General features: G+C 73.3%; 12 protein-coding genes. 3 read left to right on the forward strand and 9 right to left on the reverse strand.

Features of this window, described 5'->3' with window-relative positions; genetic code table 11:
• Positions 1-146: 146 nt before the first annotated feature.
• The 6 genes from cobT to ACFVIU_RS21940 all read right to left on the reverse strand — a co-directional run bounded on the left by cobT (position 147) and on the right by ACFVIU_RS21940 (position 9,386).
• Positions 147-4,271 (reverse strand): nicotinate-nucleotide--dimethylbenzimidazole phosphoribosyltransferase, encoded by a 4,125-nt coding sequence (cobT, locus tag ACFVIU_RS21915; RefSeq protein ID WP_385844432.1) that lies wholly within the window; start codon positions 4,269-4,271, stop codon positions 147-149.
• Between the two features lie 344 nt (positions 4,272-4,615).
• Positions 4,616-5,827: a precorrin-6y C5,15-methyltransferase (decarboxylating) subunit CbiE gene (gene cbiE, locus ACFVIU_RS21920; protein ID WP_385844434.1), complete on the reverse strand. Its 1,212-nt coding sequence runs from the start codon at positions 5,825-5,827 to the stop codon at positions 4,616-4,618.
• Between the two features lie 76 nt (positions 5,828-5,903).
• Entirely contained in the window at positions 5,904-6,542 is a 639-nt protein-coding gene (locus ACFVIU_RS21925) for a GNAT family N-acetyltransferase (RefSeq protein ID WP_385844435.1), read from the reverse strand.
• Positions 6,543-6,722: 180 nt separating this feature from the next.
• A complete protein-coding gene (locus ACFVIU_RS21930; RefSeq protein ID WP_385844436.1) occupies positions 6,723-7,553 on the reverse strand; it encodes a MetQ/NlpA family ABC transporter substrate-binding protein in 831 nt (276 codons plus the stop codon).
• 64 nt (positions 7,554-7,617) lie between these two features.
• A complete protein-coding gene (locus ACFVIU_RS21935) occupies positions 7,618-8,355 on the reverse strand; it encodes a methionine ABC transporter permease (protein ID WP_385844438.1) in 738 nt (245 codons plus the stop codon).
• Positions 8,352-9,386, reverse strand: coding sequence for a methionine ABC transporter ATP-binding protein (locus ACFVIU_RS21940; protein WP_385844440.1), 1,035 nt, complete (start codon positions 9,384-9,386; stop codon positions 8,352-8,354). The genes ACFVIU_RS21935 and ACFVIU_RS21940 overlap by 4 nt, the downstream gene beginning before the upstream one ends.
• Positions 9,387-9,920: 534 nt before the next feature.
• On the opposite strand from ACFVIU_RS21940, the gene ACFVIU_RS21945 reads away from it, so the two are divergent.
• Together ACFVIU_RS21945 and ACFVIU_RS21950 are read left to right on the forward strand one after the other, a co-directional pair.
• Positions 9,921-10,280, forward strand: coding sequence for a hypothetical protein (locus ACFVIU_RS21945; RefSeq protein ID WP_385844441.1), 360 nt, complete (start codon positions 9,921-9,923; stop codon positions 10,278-10,280).
• Position 10,281: 1 nt separating this feature from the next.
• Positions 10,282-10,701: a hypothetical protein gene (locus ACFVIU_RS21950; RefSeq protein WP_385844443.1), complete on the forward strand. Its 420-nt coding sequence runs from the start codon at positions 10,282-10,284 to the stop codon at positions 10,699-10,701.
• Between the two features lie 28 nt (positions 10,702-10,729).
• Here ACFVIU_RS21950 and ACFVIU_RS21955 read toward each other — a convergent pair whose 3' ends face one another.
• The 3 genes from ACFVIU_RS21955 to ACFVIU_RS21965 all read right to left on the reverse strand — a co-directional run bounded on the left by ACFVIU_RS21955 (position 10,730) and on the right by ACFVIU_RS21965 (position 13,062).
• Positions 10,730-11,227, reverse strand: a complete 498-nt coding sequence (locus tag ACFVIU_RS21955) for a GNAT family N-acetyltransferase (protein WP_385844580.1) — start codon at positions 11,225-11,227, stop codon at positions 10,730-10,732.
• A 45-nt stretch (positions 11,228-11,272) separates the two neighbouring features.
• Positions 11,273-11,779: an RNA polymerase sigma factor gene (locus ACFVIU_RS21960; protein ID WP_385844444.1), complete on the reverse strand. Its 507-nt coding sequence runs from the start codon at positions 11,777-11,779 to the stop codon at positions 11,273-11,275.
• 104 nt (positions 11,780-11,883) lie between these two features.
• On the reverse strand, positions 11,884-13,062 hold the full coding sequence (locus ACFVIU_RS21965; protein ID WP_385844445.1) for a glycerophosphodiester phosphodiesterase: 1,179 nt from the start codon (positions 13,060-13,062) through the stop codon (positions 11,884-11,886).
• A 391-nt stretch (positions 13,063-13,453) separates the two neighbouring features.
• Between ACFVIU_RS21965 and ACFVIU_RS21970 the strand changes: the two genes are divergently transcribed.
• On the forward strand, positions 13,454-14,083 hold the full coding sequence (locus tag ACFVIU_RS21970; RefSeq protein ID WP_385844582.1) for a lysophospholipid acyltransferase family protein: 630 nt from the start codon (positions 13,454-13,456) through the stop codon (positions 14,081-14,083).
• Positions 14,084-14,165 lie beyond the last annotated feature (82 nt).

Below are 14,165 nucleotides of genomic sequence, written 5' to 3' on the forward strand. Positions count from 1 at the left end.
GCTCGCCGCGTGCGGGGGGTGGGGGGGGGGGGGCGGGGGCGGGGCCGCGGGGGGGGGGGGTTTTTTTGGGGGGGGGGGGGGGGGGGGGGGGGGGGGGGGGCGGGGGGGTCCCCCCCCCCCCCACCCCTGTTGTGACCCCGTGGCCTCTACTTCTCGGTGACTCCGGCCGAGTCGAACGTCGCCACCTCGTGCATCGCCCGGGCCGCGCTCTGCACCAGGGGCAGGGCCAGCAGCGCGCCCGTGCCCTCGCCGAGGCGGAGGTCGAGGTCGACCAGGGGGCGCAGGCCGAGCTTGTTGAGGGCGGCCACATGGCCGGGCTCGGCGCTGCGGTGACCGGCGATGCAGGCCGCGAGGACCTCGGGGGCGATCGCGCGGGCCACCAGAGCGGCCGCGCCCGCGCTGACGCCGTCCAGGATCACCGGCGTACGCAGCGAGGCACCGCCGAGGAGCAGGCCGACCATGGCCGCGTGCTCGAAGCCGCCGAGGGCCGCGAGTACCCCGATGGGGTCGGCCGGGTCCGGCTTGTGCAGGTCCAGGGCGCGCCGCACGACCTCGGTCTTGCGGGCCAGCGTCTCGTCGTTGATGCCGGTGCCGCGGCCGGTCACCTCGGCCGGGTCGGCGCCGGTGAAGACGGAGATGAGCGCGGCGGACGCCGTGGTGTTGGCGATGCCCATCTCACCGGTGAGCAGCGCCCTGTTGCCGGCCGCCACCAGGTCGCGGGCGGTCTCGATGCCCACCTCGATGGCCGCCTTGGCCTCCTCGCGGGTCATGGCGGGGCCGGTGGTCATGTCGGACGTGCCCCCGCGGATCTTGCGGGGCAGCAGGCCGGGGGTGGCGGGCAGGTCGGCGGCGACGCCGACGTCCACGACGCACACCTCGGCGCCGACCTGGTTGGCGAAGGCGTTGCAGACCGCTCCCCCGCCCAGGAAGTTGGCCACCATCTGTGCGGTGACCTCCTGCGGCCAGGGGGTGACGCCCTGGGCGTGCACGCCGTGGTCACCGGCGAAGATCGCGACGGCGGCGGGCTCCGGGATCGGCGGCGGGCACTGCCGGGACAGCCCGGACAGCTGGGCGGAGATGATCTCCAGCATGCCCAGCGCGCCGGCCGGCTTGGTCATGCGCTTCTGGCGCTCCCACGCCTCGCCGAGCGCCTTGGCGTCGAGCGGGCGGATCTGTGCGACGGTCTCGGCAAGCAGGTCGTGGGGTTCCTCTCCGGGCAGGGCGCGGCGGCCGTACGTCTCCTCGTGCACCACCCAGGACAGGGGGCGTCGCTTGGACCAGCCGGCCTGCATCAGCTCGGGCTCGTCCGGGAACTCGTCGACGTACCCGACACACAGGTAGGCGATGACCTCCAGGTGCTCGGGCAGGCCGAGCGCGCGGACCATCTCCCGCTCGTCGAAGAAGCTGACCCAGCCGACGCCGAGGCCTTCGGCGCGGGCCGCGAGCCAGAGGTTCTCGACGGCGAGAGCGGCGGAGTACGGCGCCATCTGCGGCTGGGTGTACCGGCCGAGGGTGTGCCGGCCGCCGCGGGTGGGGTCGGCGGTGACGACGATGTTGACCGGGGTGTCGAGGATGGCCTCGATCTTCAGTTCCTTGAACTGCTTGGCCCGGCCCTTGGGCAGCGACTTGGCGTACGCCTCCCGCTGCCGCATCGCCAGTTCGTGCATCGTGCGCCGGGTGTCGGCGGAGCGGATGACGACGAAGTCCCAGGGCTGCGAGTGGCCCACGGAGGGTGCCGTGTGGGCGGCCTCCAGGACGCGCAGCAGCACCTCGTGCGGGATCGGGTCGTTGCGGAAGCCGTTGCGGATGTCGCGGCGCTCGCGCATGACCTTCAGGACGGCCGCGCGCTCGGCGTCGTCGTAGGGCGGCGCGGCCGGACCGGTGGAGTGCTGTGCCTCCGCCGCGTCGGCCGGGCCCTCTTCCTGTTCGGCGGCCCGGGTCTGGAGGTCCTCCGCCTGCTGTACGACGACGGGGGCCTGCTCGGCGGCCGGCGCGTCCGGCTCGGCCTCGCGCGGCGCGGGGACGGTGGCCACCGGCTCCGGCTGCCCCGCCTGCTCCTGCGCGTCCGGCATGGGCTCTGTGCCGGGCTGCGGCTGGGCGGGGACCGGCTGCGGGTCCGCCGGCTGAGCGTCCACGGGCGCGGACTGGGCGAGCGGCTGCTCCGGCTGCGGCTCCGCGGCGGGCAGCGGTGCCCCCGCGGCGGCCGGAGCGGGCTGCTCGGCCGCGGGCTCCACGGGCAGCGCCTCCGGCTGCGCGGCGGGCGGGACACCGTCCGGCGCGGCCACGGGTGCGCTCGCGGGGAGGGGCTCGGCGGCCACGGCCGCCGGCTCGGGCTGCGGGGCGACGGGGGCGGCCAGCTGGGGGCCCTGCGGCTGGTGCGGTTCCGCCGCGGCCGTGCCGTCGGCGGCGGGCTGCTCCGGTACGGCGTTCACCGCGGGCGCGACCATGAGGACCTCGGCCTCCGGAGCGAGTTCGGCCTCCGGGGCGGGGGCGGCGGCGGGAGCGTCCGGTACGGCGACGGCGACCGGCTCCGCCTCGACGGCGGGGGCGTCCTGCGGCTGGACCGGGACCGCCGCGGGGTCGGGCTGCGGCACGTCCTCGGAGGCGACGGGCTGCTCGGCACCGGCCTCCGGCGCGACCTGCACCGGTGCGTCGACGGGAGCGGCCACCGCGACCGGCTCCGGGGCGGTCACCGCCGGCTCGGCAGCCGTCTGCTGTTCCACGGCCGCTTCCGGTACGAGCTGAGCGGGGGCGTCCTGGGCAGGCGCGTCCTGCGCGGGGGCGGCCTCGACCGCGACGCCCTCCGGGGGAACCACAGCGGCCTCGGCGGGAACGGCGACGGTCTCGGTGGCAACCTCGACGGCCTCGGCGGCAACCGCGTCCGCCGTTCCGGGCACCGGCTCGGCGGCCACGGGTTCCGCTGCGGGCACCGGTGCCTGCGCGGGGTCGGCGAGCTGCGCGTCAGCGGCCGGCTGGGCGGGCGCGGGCACCTCGGCGCCGTCCGTGGCCGGTGCCTCCTCGGCCACCGGGCCGGGCGTCACCTCGCCCGGCGCGTCGGCGACCACGGCCTCCTGCGCCACGGTCTCCGGGACCACGGCCGCCTCGGCCACGGCCTCCTGCACGGCCCCAGCGTCCACGGGCGCCGCATCCTGCACCGGAGCCGCCTGCTGCTCCTGGGGAGCCCCGGTCTCCTGGCCGGACGCGTCGGCGGGCGGCGCGGCGTCCGGGCCGCCCGCCATCGCCGGGGCGCCCTCGGCCGGCAGGCCGGTTTCCGCGCCGGGCTGCTGCATGTCCTCCGGGCCCTGGCCGGCCGGTACGGCGTACTCCGCGTCCTGGCCGGGCACCGGCTGCACGCCGTCGTGGCCGTACTCCGGCTGGGCGGGGGCCGGCTGCTGGGCGACCGCCTGGGTCGCGAGGCGGGCGACGGCGGCCTGGGCGGCACCGGACGGATCCGCGGCGGCCTCCGGCGCGGGAACGGCGGCGGGGTCAACCGTTTCGGCAGCCGGTGCCTGGGCATCGGCCTGGGCCACCGCGGCGACCTGCGGCTGCGCTTCGGTCTGCGCCACCACGTCGGGCTGTGCCTGCACATCGGTCTGCACATCGGCCTGCACCGGGGCGACCGGCGCCTGCGCATCGGCCTGCACCGCGGCCATCGGCACCTGCGCCTCGGCCTGCGCCGGGGTGGCGTGCGGCTGCTCGCCCGCCGGTGCGGGGGCGGCCGGGGGCGCGCCCCAGGGGGCGGCGCTCTGCGGGGCCATGTCATGCAGCGACTGCGGCTGTACGTCGAGGTACTCGGGGCCGGCCGGGCCGGGCTGCCGTACCGGCGCGCCGGCGGGGCCGCGGTCGGCGAGGGAGCGGACCGGGCTGGCGGAGGCGTCGGGGATCGGCGGCCCGAGGTGCAGCGGGCGGCGCGGCGGCTGCGCGGCGGCCGTCGCGTCGTGCGGCGCCGAGAGGATGGGCGACGGCGGCACGGACGCGGGGCCCGAGTTGGGGTTCGGCAGCCGGACACCGCTGAGGTCCACCGAGCCGCTGTCGCGGCCGGCCGTCTCGTGCGGGCCGGGCTCGTGCAGGGCCTCCAGCACCGGTTCCGGGGCCGGTGGCGGCACTTCGTTGCCCCACGCGCCCTGGGCACCCGGCAGCAGCAGCTCCTCGTCCTCGGCGGGTGCCTCGGAGAGGTAGGTGTACGCACCGTGCGCGGGGACGCCCGGCTGCTCCACCATGCCTGCGCTCTCCGGCTGCCCCTCGCCCGGGACCTGGCCGGTGTCCGTCATGCGTACCCCTCGCCCATCGGTTAGTGCTTCTACGACCAGCTCACCCGGGACGGCGCACCGACCGCCCCGCAGTGAAGAACGAGCGTCCGTGCCCAGCGGCACGAACGAGCCGCCGGAAAAGGCGACAAAGCCATTCAGTGGCATTGTCCCGGCCGTTCCGCCGTCGCGACAGCATGATCCGCGACAGCCCGCTGTGGACTGCGCCACGTTGCGCGTCCTCGGGTTCTGCCGTACCACACCCACCCCAAGACGGGCGTGCGTTCCGGACATTGGCGAACGAAGTTCCGGGCCGCCGGTGCGGTACAACGATCGGCCAGCCTACCCCGCGCGGTACGACAACAGGATCACGGGGCGCGATCCGGCAGAACCCCGCTGAGCAGGAACGCAACGTTCCGCTCGGTCTCCGTCCAGGCCCGGGTGTCCAGTTCGACGGACTGGAGCAGGGCGCACTCGACCCGGTAGCCGTGCTCGGTCAGGTCGCGGCCGACGAGTTCGGCCGCGTCGCGGGTGGCCGCGTGGGTGACGATGCGCTGCGGGCGCCGGTCGGCGACCGCGGAGACGACGGCCGCTCCCCCGCCGCCGACCCGTACGACGTCCGGTTCCGGCAGGTTCTCCAGGACCTGCGGGGCGCTGCCGTGCACCACCTGGAGCTGGACGCCGAAGCGGCGTGCGGCGCTGTCGGTGCGGGCGCAGGCGCGCGGGTCGCCGTCGACGGCGATGACGGCGGCTCCGGCGCGCGCGGCCTCGGTGGCGAACGCGCCGCTGCCGCAGCCGATGTCCCAGACGAGGTCGCCGACCCGGGGCCCGAGGCGGGCGAGTTGGGCGGCGCGCAGCAGTCCGGTCTCGCCTTCGCCCGGATCGGGGCCGTACACCTCGTCGGGCTGGACCCAGCCGCGCGGGCCGGCGCCGGGGTCGCGGCCGGCGATCCAGCCGCCGCTGTCGGCGGCGCCGGCCGGGCCGCCGATGACGATGACGACGTTGGGGTCGCGCCAGCTGTGGTCGGCGGCCCGCTCGGAGGTGACGACGGTCACCTGCTCGCGTTCGGTGCCCAGTTCCTCGCAGATGACGAAGGTGCGGTGCACGCCCTCCAGCAGCAGGCCGAGTTCGGCCGGGCCGGCGCCCGGTGCGGTGAGGACGGCGACCTTGGTGTGGGCGCGGCAGACGTTCACGGCCCGGCGCAGGGTGCGCGGGTGGGCGACGACGACCTGGGCGTCGTCCCAGGGCATGCCGGCGCGGGCGAAGGCGGCGGCCACCGCGGAGACGGCGGGGACGACCTCGACCTCCAGGCCGTACTCGGGGGCGCGCAGGGTCCGTACCACGCCGAAGAAGCCGGGGTCGCCGTCGGCGAGGACCACGGCGGTGCCGCGGTGGCCGGCGATGCGGCGGGCGGCGAGCGTGAGGCTGCCCAGGCGGATGCGCTCGGCGGCGGGCGGGATCTCGGGCAGTGCCAGGTGGTGGGCCGCGCCTGCCACGAGCGTGGCGGCGCCGAGGGCGGAGCGTGCCGCGGCGGTCAGCGGCGAGCCGTCCCAGCCGATCACCGTGACCCGGTCGGCCATCGTCGTTTCTCTCCAGGTCTTCGCAGGTCGTCAGGGGTGCGGGCTCCCTGAGCGTACCCCGGGGCGGTGCAGGGGCTCAGTTCCAGTCGGAGTAGGAGGCGAAGCCGCCGGTGTCGGCGAGCTGCCCGTCGGCGCCCTCCAGGTCCTCCGGGAGCAGGCTCCAGACGATGTAGTCGGAGCGGGCCTCGGTCCAGGTGCCGTCCTCCGCGCGGACGTGGACTATGCAGGCGTTGCGCAGGACGCCCTCGCTGATGCAGCCGATCTTCTGCGCGACCTGCTGGGAGGCGGTGTTGTCGGCCGCGGTGCGCAGCTCGATGCGCTCGAAGCGCTGGTCGCCGAAGAGCCAGTGGGCGGTGGCGAGCGCGGCCTCGGAGGCGTACCCCTCGCCGCGGGCCCAGGGGGCGATGACGTACGACATCTCGGTGGAGCGCACGTGCCAGTTGGTCCGGGCGAGCCGGACGACGCCGACCAGGCGCTGGGTGAGGAACTCGGCGACGGCGAGGTCGAGGCCGCGGCCCGCGAGGCGTTCGGCGGGGGCGTCCCGGGTGACCCAGTGGCGGGCCCGGTCCTCGGTGTAGGGCTGGGGTACGCCGGTCCAGGCGCCGACCTGCTCGTCGTTCATCATCTCGGTCAGGGCGGGCACGTCGTCCTCGTCGAGGGGCCGCAGCACCAACCGCTCCGTGCTGATGGAGATGTTGGGGAAGGTGCTCGTCATGCGCCGCTCCGTAACCTTCGCTGAAAAACCTTGAGGCACCGTCAGGACCGAGACGGGCCCGCTGAACTGCCCAGCATGCAGCATGAAACCACTGAACCGCACAACGGGGTCCACTCCCTGTGAAGGAGCGGACCCCGCGGGTGTGCGAGCCGAACCCGGGAGGGACGGCCGGGAGGACGGTCAGAAGGACGGGATGACCGAACCCTGGTACTTGTCCTCGATGAACTTCTTGACCTCGGGCGAGGTGAGGAGCTTGGCGAGCTTCTTGACCCGCGGGTCCTTCTCGTTGCCCTTCTTCACGGCGAGGAAGTTGCCGTACGGGTTGTTCTTCGCGGACTCCAGGACGATCGCGTCCTTCGCGGGCTTCAGACCGGCGGAGATGGCGTAGTTGCCGTTGACGACCGCGGCGTCCACGTCGTCCAGGGAGCGCGGGGTCTGGGCCGCCTCGACCTCCTTGAACTTCAGGTTCTTGGGGTTCTTGGTGATGTCCTGCGGGGTCGCCTCGTTGCCGGCGCCGGCCTTGAGGGTGATGAGGCCGTTGTCCGCGAGCAGCTTCAGCGCGCGGGCCTCGTTGACGGCGTCGTTGGGGACGGCGATGGTCGCACCGCTCTTGAGGGCGTCGGCCTTCTTGACCTTGTGGGAGTACAGGCCGAGCGGCTCCAGGTGCACCGTGACGACGGGCACGATGTGGGTGCCGCGCTTGCTGTTGAAGTCGTCCAGGTACGGCTGGTTCTGGAAGTAGTTGGCGTCCACCGAGCCGTCCTCGGTCGCCGTGTTCGGCGTGATGTAGTCGGTGAACTCCTTGACCTCGAGGTCGAGGCCGGCCTTCTTCGCCAGGTTCTTCTTGACGAAGTCCAGGATCTCGGCGTGCGGGGTCGGGCTGGCGGCGACGACCAGCGGGCCGCTGTAGTCCGTGGAGGCGGAGTCCTTGCCGGAGCCGCAGGCGGTCAGCCCGAAGGTGAGGGCTCCGGCGGCGAGGACGGCGGTGGTGAGCTTGGCGGTGTTACGCACGAAAAGTGCCTTTCCTTAAGGGTGGTGCGACCCCGTGTACGGGTGAACGGGGAGTCCTGGGGGCTCAGGCGGCCTTGTCGACGTCGGCCGCCGCCGGCTCCTTGGCCTTGAGCAGGCGGAGCCGGGGTGCCGGGCCGGAGCGGCCGCCGCGGCTGTGCAGCGAGCGGGCGGCGAGGTCGCCGGCGAACTGGATGAGGGAGATGACGACGGCGAGGATCGCGACGGTGATCCACATCAGCTGGGTCTCGAAGCGCTGGTAGCCGTAGCGGACGGCGAGGTCGCCGAGGCCGCCGCCGCCGACCGTGCCGGCCATGGCGGAGTAGCCGATGAGGGCGATGACCGTGGTGGTGGTGGAGGCGATCAGCGAGGGCAGCGCCTCGGGGACGAGCACCTTGCGGACGATCGTCCAGGTGTTGCCGCCCATGGACTGCACGGCCTCGACCAGCCCGTGGTCCACTTCGCGGACGGCCGTCTCGACCAGGCGGGCGAAGAACGGGATGCCGCCGATGGCGAGCGGCACGATCGCGGCGGTCGTGCCGATGGTGGTCCCGGTGACCCAGCGGGTGAAGGTCATCAGCGCGACCATCAGGATGATGAAGGGCATGGACCGGCCGACGTTCACGATCTGGCCGATCACCTTGTTGGCGACGATGTTCTGGAGCAGGCCGCCGCGGTCGGTGAGGACGAGGAGGAGGCCGAGCGGGAGCCCGGCGGCGACGGCGATCAGCGTGGACCAGAGCACCATCTGGAACGTCTCGGAACACGCCTCGGAGAGCAGCGGCTGCATCTCGGACCAGGTCACTTGGCACCTTCCTTCACCAGTACGGCCTCCTGGCCCACCACGTCGATCTGGAGTCCCTGCTCGCGCAGGAAGCCGATGGGCACCACGTTCTCCTCGTAGCGGCCGGGGAGTTCGAGGCGCATCCGGCCGATCTGGAGGCCGCCGACGGTGTCGATGGCGGCGCCGAGGATCGAGATGTCGATGTTGTAGGTGCGCGAGAGCTGGGAGATGACCGGCTGGGTGGCGGCCTCGCCGTGGAAGGTCACGTCGAGGACGGTCCGGTCGGCGCCGGTCCGCTCGCCGCTCACCGGGAACAGGGCGGCGGCCAGCTCGGAGCCGGGGGTGGCCAGCAGCTCGCTGACGGTGCCGGACTCCACGATCCGGCCCCGCTCCATCAGGGCGGCGGAGTCGCAGACCGACTTCACCACGTCCATCTCGTGGGTGATGAGCAGGACGGTGAGGCCCAGCTGTTGGTTCAGGTCGCGCAGCAGCTGGAGGATGGAGCGGGTGGTGTCCGGGTCGAGGGCGCTGGTGGCCTCGTCGGAGAGGAGCACCTTGGGGTCGCCGGCGAGGGCGCGGGCGATGCCGACGCGCTGCTTCTGGCCGCCGGAGAGCTGGGCCGGGTAGGCCCGCGCCTTGTCGGCGAGACCGACCAGGTCGAGCAGGTCCAGCGCCTTGCGGGAGCGCTCCTTGCCGGACACGCCGAGGATCTCCAGCGGCAGTTCGACGTTGTCCTGCACGGTCCGCGAGGACAGCAGGTTGAAGTGCTGGAAGACCATGCCGATCCGGTTGCGCGCCCGGCGCAGTTCCCGGCCCGCGCGCGGGCCGCGTCCGGCGAGGGCGGTGAGGTCCTGCCCGTCGACGGTCACGGTGCCGGAGGTGGGGCGCTCCAGCAGGTTGACGCAGCGGATGAGGGAGGACTTGCCGGCGCCGGACTGGCCGATGACGCCGTAGACCTCGCCTTCGCGGACGTGGAGATCGACGCCGTCGAGGGCGGTGACCTCGCGGCCGCGGGAGCGGTAGACCTTGGTCAGGCCCGATGTGGTGATCACTGGATTTCCGTCACTGTCGAGTGCGCGGGCGTGGGTGTGCCCGGGCACGGATGCATGCGGTTCTGGCATGGAGGCGGCACAGCGGAAGATGTGCGTCCGGTACGGCTCGTGGCGCACGGAGTTGCCGCGGCTCTCGCTTCGGGGCGCGAGGCTCAGGTGATGCGGGGGCCCTCTAGAAGGCGCACATTCGGCGCATCACGCGACACATACAACGAGCACCGGGCGTCGTGGTCGCCTCGGTCGCAAGGGTGCGGCAGCTCGTCGTGGTCATGCGATCAGTAAACCAGACGGACACTGCTGACCGGTCGGAACTGTCCGCATAGTGGACAGCGGCGGACACCGCAGGCCGAGAAGTCGGCCGCGGCCCACGAGCCCTGCTCCCCCTCTGGTGACCAGCGCGGACAGAGCCCACGGCTCCGCCACCGCCGGATCGCCTCCCGCCCCTCCGCACGAGGGGCTGTGGCCAACGCCACGGCGGCCGCGTACGGCGGGGCCGGCGGCGGGCGTCCGTTTCGGCCGTAATAGGGTCACCGCATGCTCACTGTCCTGACGCTGGTGACCGGGGTCGCCGCGCTGCTGCTCGCCGCCTGGTGCGGCTGGGCCGCCCACCGCGACCAGCCGACCAAGGACTGGCACTTCATCGGCATGGCCGTGGTGTCGCTGCTGGCCCTGATCCAGCTGGTGGCCGGGATCGTGCTGCTGGCGCGGGGCGAGAAGCCGGAGCAGGGCACGACGATCTTCGTGGCGTATCTGCTGGGCGCGTTCGCGTGCGTTCCGGCGGCGGGTTTCATGTCACTGGCCGAGCGCACCCGCTGGGGTTCGGTGACGGTCGCTGCGGGCGGCGTGGTGCTGGCCGTTCTCGAAGTACGGCTCTACGACATCTGGGGAGGCTGAGATGACGGCGGTGGAGGAGAAGCCGACCCGGCTGATCAGCGGGCCGGGCATGCTGCTGGTGTGGTTCTACGGCGTGATGGTGGTCGGCGCGGTGTCGCGTTCGGCGTACCAGATCAGCACGGACTTCCAGCGGGCACCGCTCGCCTACTCGCTGTCGGCGGTGGCCGGTGTGGTGTACGGGTTCATCACGTACACGCTGGTCCGGGGCGGGGAGACGGCGCGGCGGGCGGCGCTGGTGTGCTGTGCCGTCGAGCTGGCGGGCGTGCTGATCGTGGGCACGTGGACGCTGGTCGACCGGTCGGCGTTCCCGGACGCGACGGTCTGGTCCGACTACGGCATGGGATACGTCTTCATCCCGGTGCTGCTGCCGCTGTCCGCGATGTACTGGCTGCGCAGGGCGCGGAAGGAGCGGGGCGCCTGAGGCTCGCGCCCCGCGCCCCCGCCCGGCGTCACGCCGTGGCCGCGTACGCTCCCGCCTGCTTCTCCAGGATGATCATCTCGACCCCGTCGGTGCCCTTCGAGCGGCCGACGGCCTCGTAACCGACGCGGCGGTACAGGCGCAGGTTGCCCTCGCTGCGGTGGCCGGTGAAGAGGCGGAAGCGGGTGGCGCCGCGCTCCTGGGCCAGCGCGCCCTCGGCCGCGCGCAGCAGCCGGGCGCCGATGCCGTGCCCCTGGAGGCGGGGGTGGACGCAGAGCCTGCCGATCGCGGCCGTGCCGTCCTCGTTGACCTTGCCGCGCACCGAGCCGACCACCTCGTCGCCGAGCCGGGCGACGAAGACGCAGTCGCTGGCGACCTCCTGGCGGACCGAGTCGAGGGTTTGGACGAGGGGGTCGATGCGGTAGTTGCCGTACAGCGCCGCCTCGCCCTGGAAGCACAGGTACTGGAGCTTGAAGATCTGCTCCGCGTCCTGCTCGGTCGCCTCCGAGATGGTCACGCTCATGCCCATGTGCGCATGCCTCCCGCTCACCTGATCACCTGTCGTCCCCCACTCCTATCCCCGCAGTTCGCGGGCCGCAACCTCCGGTGTGAGCAATCGGCGCAGACATGCCAGACATCTGGAGCGTTCCGGACCGAGACTCCCCTGTGAGATACCCAACTCCCGTGCGATCTCCCGGTATGTCAGGTCCCGTGGGGAGAGCAGGGCCTCCAGGAGGCGGGGGCAGCGGCCGGGCAGCCGGCGCACGGTGTCCCGCAGCGCCCGGTGCCCGGCGGCCGTGAGCACGGCCTGTTCGGGCCCGGGCAGCGCGTCGTCGGCCGGCTCGGTGCCGTACGGCCGTTCGAGTCGGGCGGTACGGCGGCTGCGGCGCACCTCGGCCCGGACGGCCCTGCGCAGCCAGCCCTGCGGATCGAGCGGTGGCCCGTGCGTCTGGAGCCGCTCCAGCAGCCGGAGCCACACCGCCTGTTCCAGGTCGCCCGGCTCGCTCCCGGCCGCATATGCCTCGGCCGAGGCCTCGGCGGTGAGCAGGGGATGGAGTGTGGCTACCAGGTCGGGCGTCATATGCGGAACGACGCGCCGCCCCGGGGACGGGTTTCCGGGGCGGCGCGGAGTCACTCCGAACGAGGCGCGACGGGTCGAACCGTTGACGAAGGGCCCGGGCGGGCTCAGCCCGCCAGGAAGTCGGCGCGGGCCAGGACGCCGGTGTCGGCGTTGTCGGTGAAGACGCCGTCGATGCCGGTCGCGAAGTACGTCCGGAAGGCGCCGAAGGGGTCGCCGTAGCCGTCGGCCGCGCTGCCCTTGCGGTACTCGGCCGGCAGGAAGGGGTTCTCGTTGCGCAGGGTCCAGGGGTGCAGCACCAGGCCCACCTTGTGCGCGTCGGAGACCAGGGTGGTGGGCTCGCCCAGGGTGCCGTCCGTGTTCTTGGGCACGACCAGGTCCAGCGTGGGGCCGATGCCCTGCGCGTAACCGGCGATCTCCCGCAGCCCCTTGGGGGTGATCAGGTCGGCGACCGTGCGCGGATCACCCGCCTCGACGAAGTCGTAGGGGCGGCTGTCGGCGGAGGACAGCAGCACCACGAGCGGGTTGTCGACCAGCTGGTTGAGCCTCTGGATGCTGCCGGGCTCGAAGGACTGGAGGATGACCGGCGCGTTCCGGCCGTCCTTGCCGTATCGGCGCAGCAGCTTCGCCACCCGCTCCTCCAGGCCGAGGCCCAGTTTGCGGAAGTAGGTCGGGTGCTTGGTCTCGGGGTAGATCCAGACCTGCTTGCCGCGCCTGCGGGTCTGCTCGTCCTGCCACTTCAGCACCTCTTCGAACGTGGGGATCTCCCAGCGCCCGTTGTAGAGGGTGTTGTGCGGCCGGTTGGCGGGGATGCGCTCGACGGCGCGCAGCGTCTTCAGCTCCGCGAGCGTGAAGTCCTCGGTGAACCAGCCGGTCACCGTGGTGCCGTCGATCACCTTGGTGGTCTTGCGGCCGGCGAACTCGGGGTGCTCGGCGACGTCCGTGGTGCCGCCGATCTCCGGTTCGTGACGGCAGACCAGATGGCCGTCCTTGGTGGGCACCAGGTCACCGGCCTCGACGACGTCCGCGCCCAGGTCCAGGGCCAGGTTGTAGGAGCCGAAGGTGTGCTCGGGCCGGTAGCCGCTGGCTCCGCGGTGGCCGATGATCGTCGGCACCGGCAGGCCCTTCAGCCCGCGGCCCGTGCGGCGGCCTGCCGCCTGGGCCCCCGCCGCCTGGGCCGCGCCCGGCAGTCCGAGGACCGCTCCGCCCGCGCCCAGCACCGCGGCGCCGAGCAGCGCCCGCCGTCCCGTCCCGTGTGTCCGCTCGTCCGCCCGGTCGCCGTCCATGAGCGCCTCCTGCCGTCCGCTCCGCTGCTCTTCACTGCCGGGCGATCGTAGGGGTGTCCACATGACGGACGGGAGACCCGGCGTCGAACACACGACTGACGCCGGGTGGCCGGTGGACGGCGGGAGATGACGGCCCGTCGCCCCGGCGGCCGCCGCCCGGGCGATCTCCGTCACATCGGGCACTCCGGTGCGACGGACCGTTTCCGGGACGCCACCGCAGGTAAACCAGCGTCAACTGTTCGTAAGACCTCGGTGAACCGGCCACATCCGATGTGCGCTACCCACCGGCCCGCGAGTAATGTCCTCACCTGCACAGACTCATATCGCACCCTCGGCACCGGAGGACCCGTTGTCCCGCTTCGCGCTCATCAAGGCAGTGCTCGGACCGATCATGCGCCTGATGTTCCGCCCACAGGTGGAGGGTGCGGAGAACATCCCAGGGGACGGCCCGGTCATCCTGGCCGGCAACCACCTCACCTTCATCGACTCGATCGTGCTGCCGGTGGTCACCAAGCGGCCGGTGTACTTCATCGGCAAGGACGAGTACGTCACCGGCAAGGGCTTCAAGGGCCGGCTGATGGCGTGGTTCTTCACCGGCGTCGGCATGATCCCGGTGGACCGGGACGGCGCGAACGGTGGTGTGGCCGCGCTGATGACCGGCCGGCGTGTCCTGGAGGAGGGCAAGGTCTTCGGCATCTACCCCGAGGGCACGCGCTCGCCCGACGGCCGGCTCTACCGGGGCCGTACCGGTATCGCGCGGCTGACGCTGATGACCGGCGCGCCGGTGGTTCCCTTCGCGATGATCGGCACGGACAAGCTCCAGCCGGGCGGCCGGGGCATTCCGCGGCCCGGCCGGGTGACCGTCCGGTTCGGCGAGGCCATGGAGTTCTCCCGGTACGAGGGGATGGACCGGGACCGCTATGTGCTGCGGGCCGTCACCGACTCCGTGATGGCCGAGGTCATGCGGCTGTCGGGACAGGAGTACGTGGACATGTACGCCACGAAGGCGAAGGCCGCCTGAAGGTAGGACCCGAACGGACGCGGTTGGCGGGGGGGGGCGCCGCCGGCGCGCGCGGCGCCGGCGGGGGGGGGGCGGCGGGGGG

Origin of the sequence: Streptomyces sp. NPDC127190, assembly GCF_042672505.1 — a bacterium.
GTDB lineage: Bacteria > Actinomycetota > Actinomycetes > Streptomycetales > Streptomycetaceae > Streptomyces.

Coding starts and splice junctions, on each gene's coding strand:
- cobT (WP_385844432.1), bottom strand. CDS start 4,271: ATGACGGACACCGGCCAGGTCCCGGGCGAGGGGCAGCCGGAGAGCGCA.
- cbiE (WP_385844434.1), bottom strand. CDS start 5,827: ATGGCCGACCGGGTCACGGTGATCGGCTGGGACGGCTCGCCGCTGACC.
- ACFVIU_RS21925 (WP_385844435.1), bottom strand. CDS start 6,542: ATGACGAGCACCTTCCCCAACATCTCCATCAGCACGGAGCGGTTGGTG.
- ACFVIU_RS21945 (WP_385844441.1), top strand. CDS start 9,921: ATGCTCACTGTCCTGACGCTGGTGACCGGGGTCGCCGCGCTGCTGCTC.
- ACFVIU_RS21950 (WP_385844443.1), top strand. CDS start 10,282: ATGACGGCGGTGGAGGAGAAGCCGACCCGGCTGATCAGCGGGCCGGGC.
- ACFVIU_RS21955 (WP_385844580.1), bottom strand. CDS start 11,227: ATGGGCATGAGCGTGACCATCTCGGAGGCGACCGAGCAGGACGCGGAG.
- ACFVIU_RS21960 (WP_385844444.1), bottom strand. CDS start 11,779: ATGACGCCCGACCTGGTAGCCACACTCCATCCCCTGCTCACCGCCGAG.
- ACFVIU_RS21965 (WP_385844445.1), bottom strand. CDS start 13,062: ATGGACGGCGACCGGGCGGACGAGCGGACACACGGGACGGGACGGCGG.
- ACFVIU_RS21970 (WP_385844582.1), top strand. CDS start 13,454: ATGCGCCTGATGTTCCGCCCACAGGTGGAGGGTGCGGAGAACATCCCA.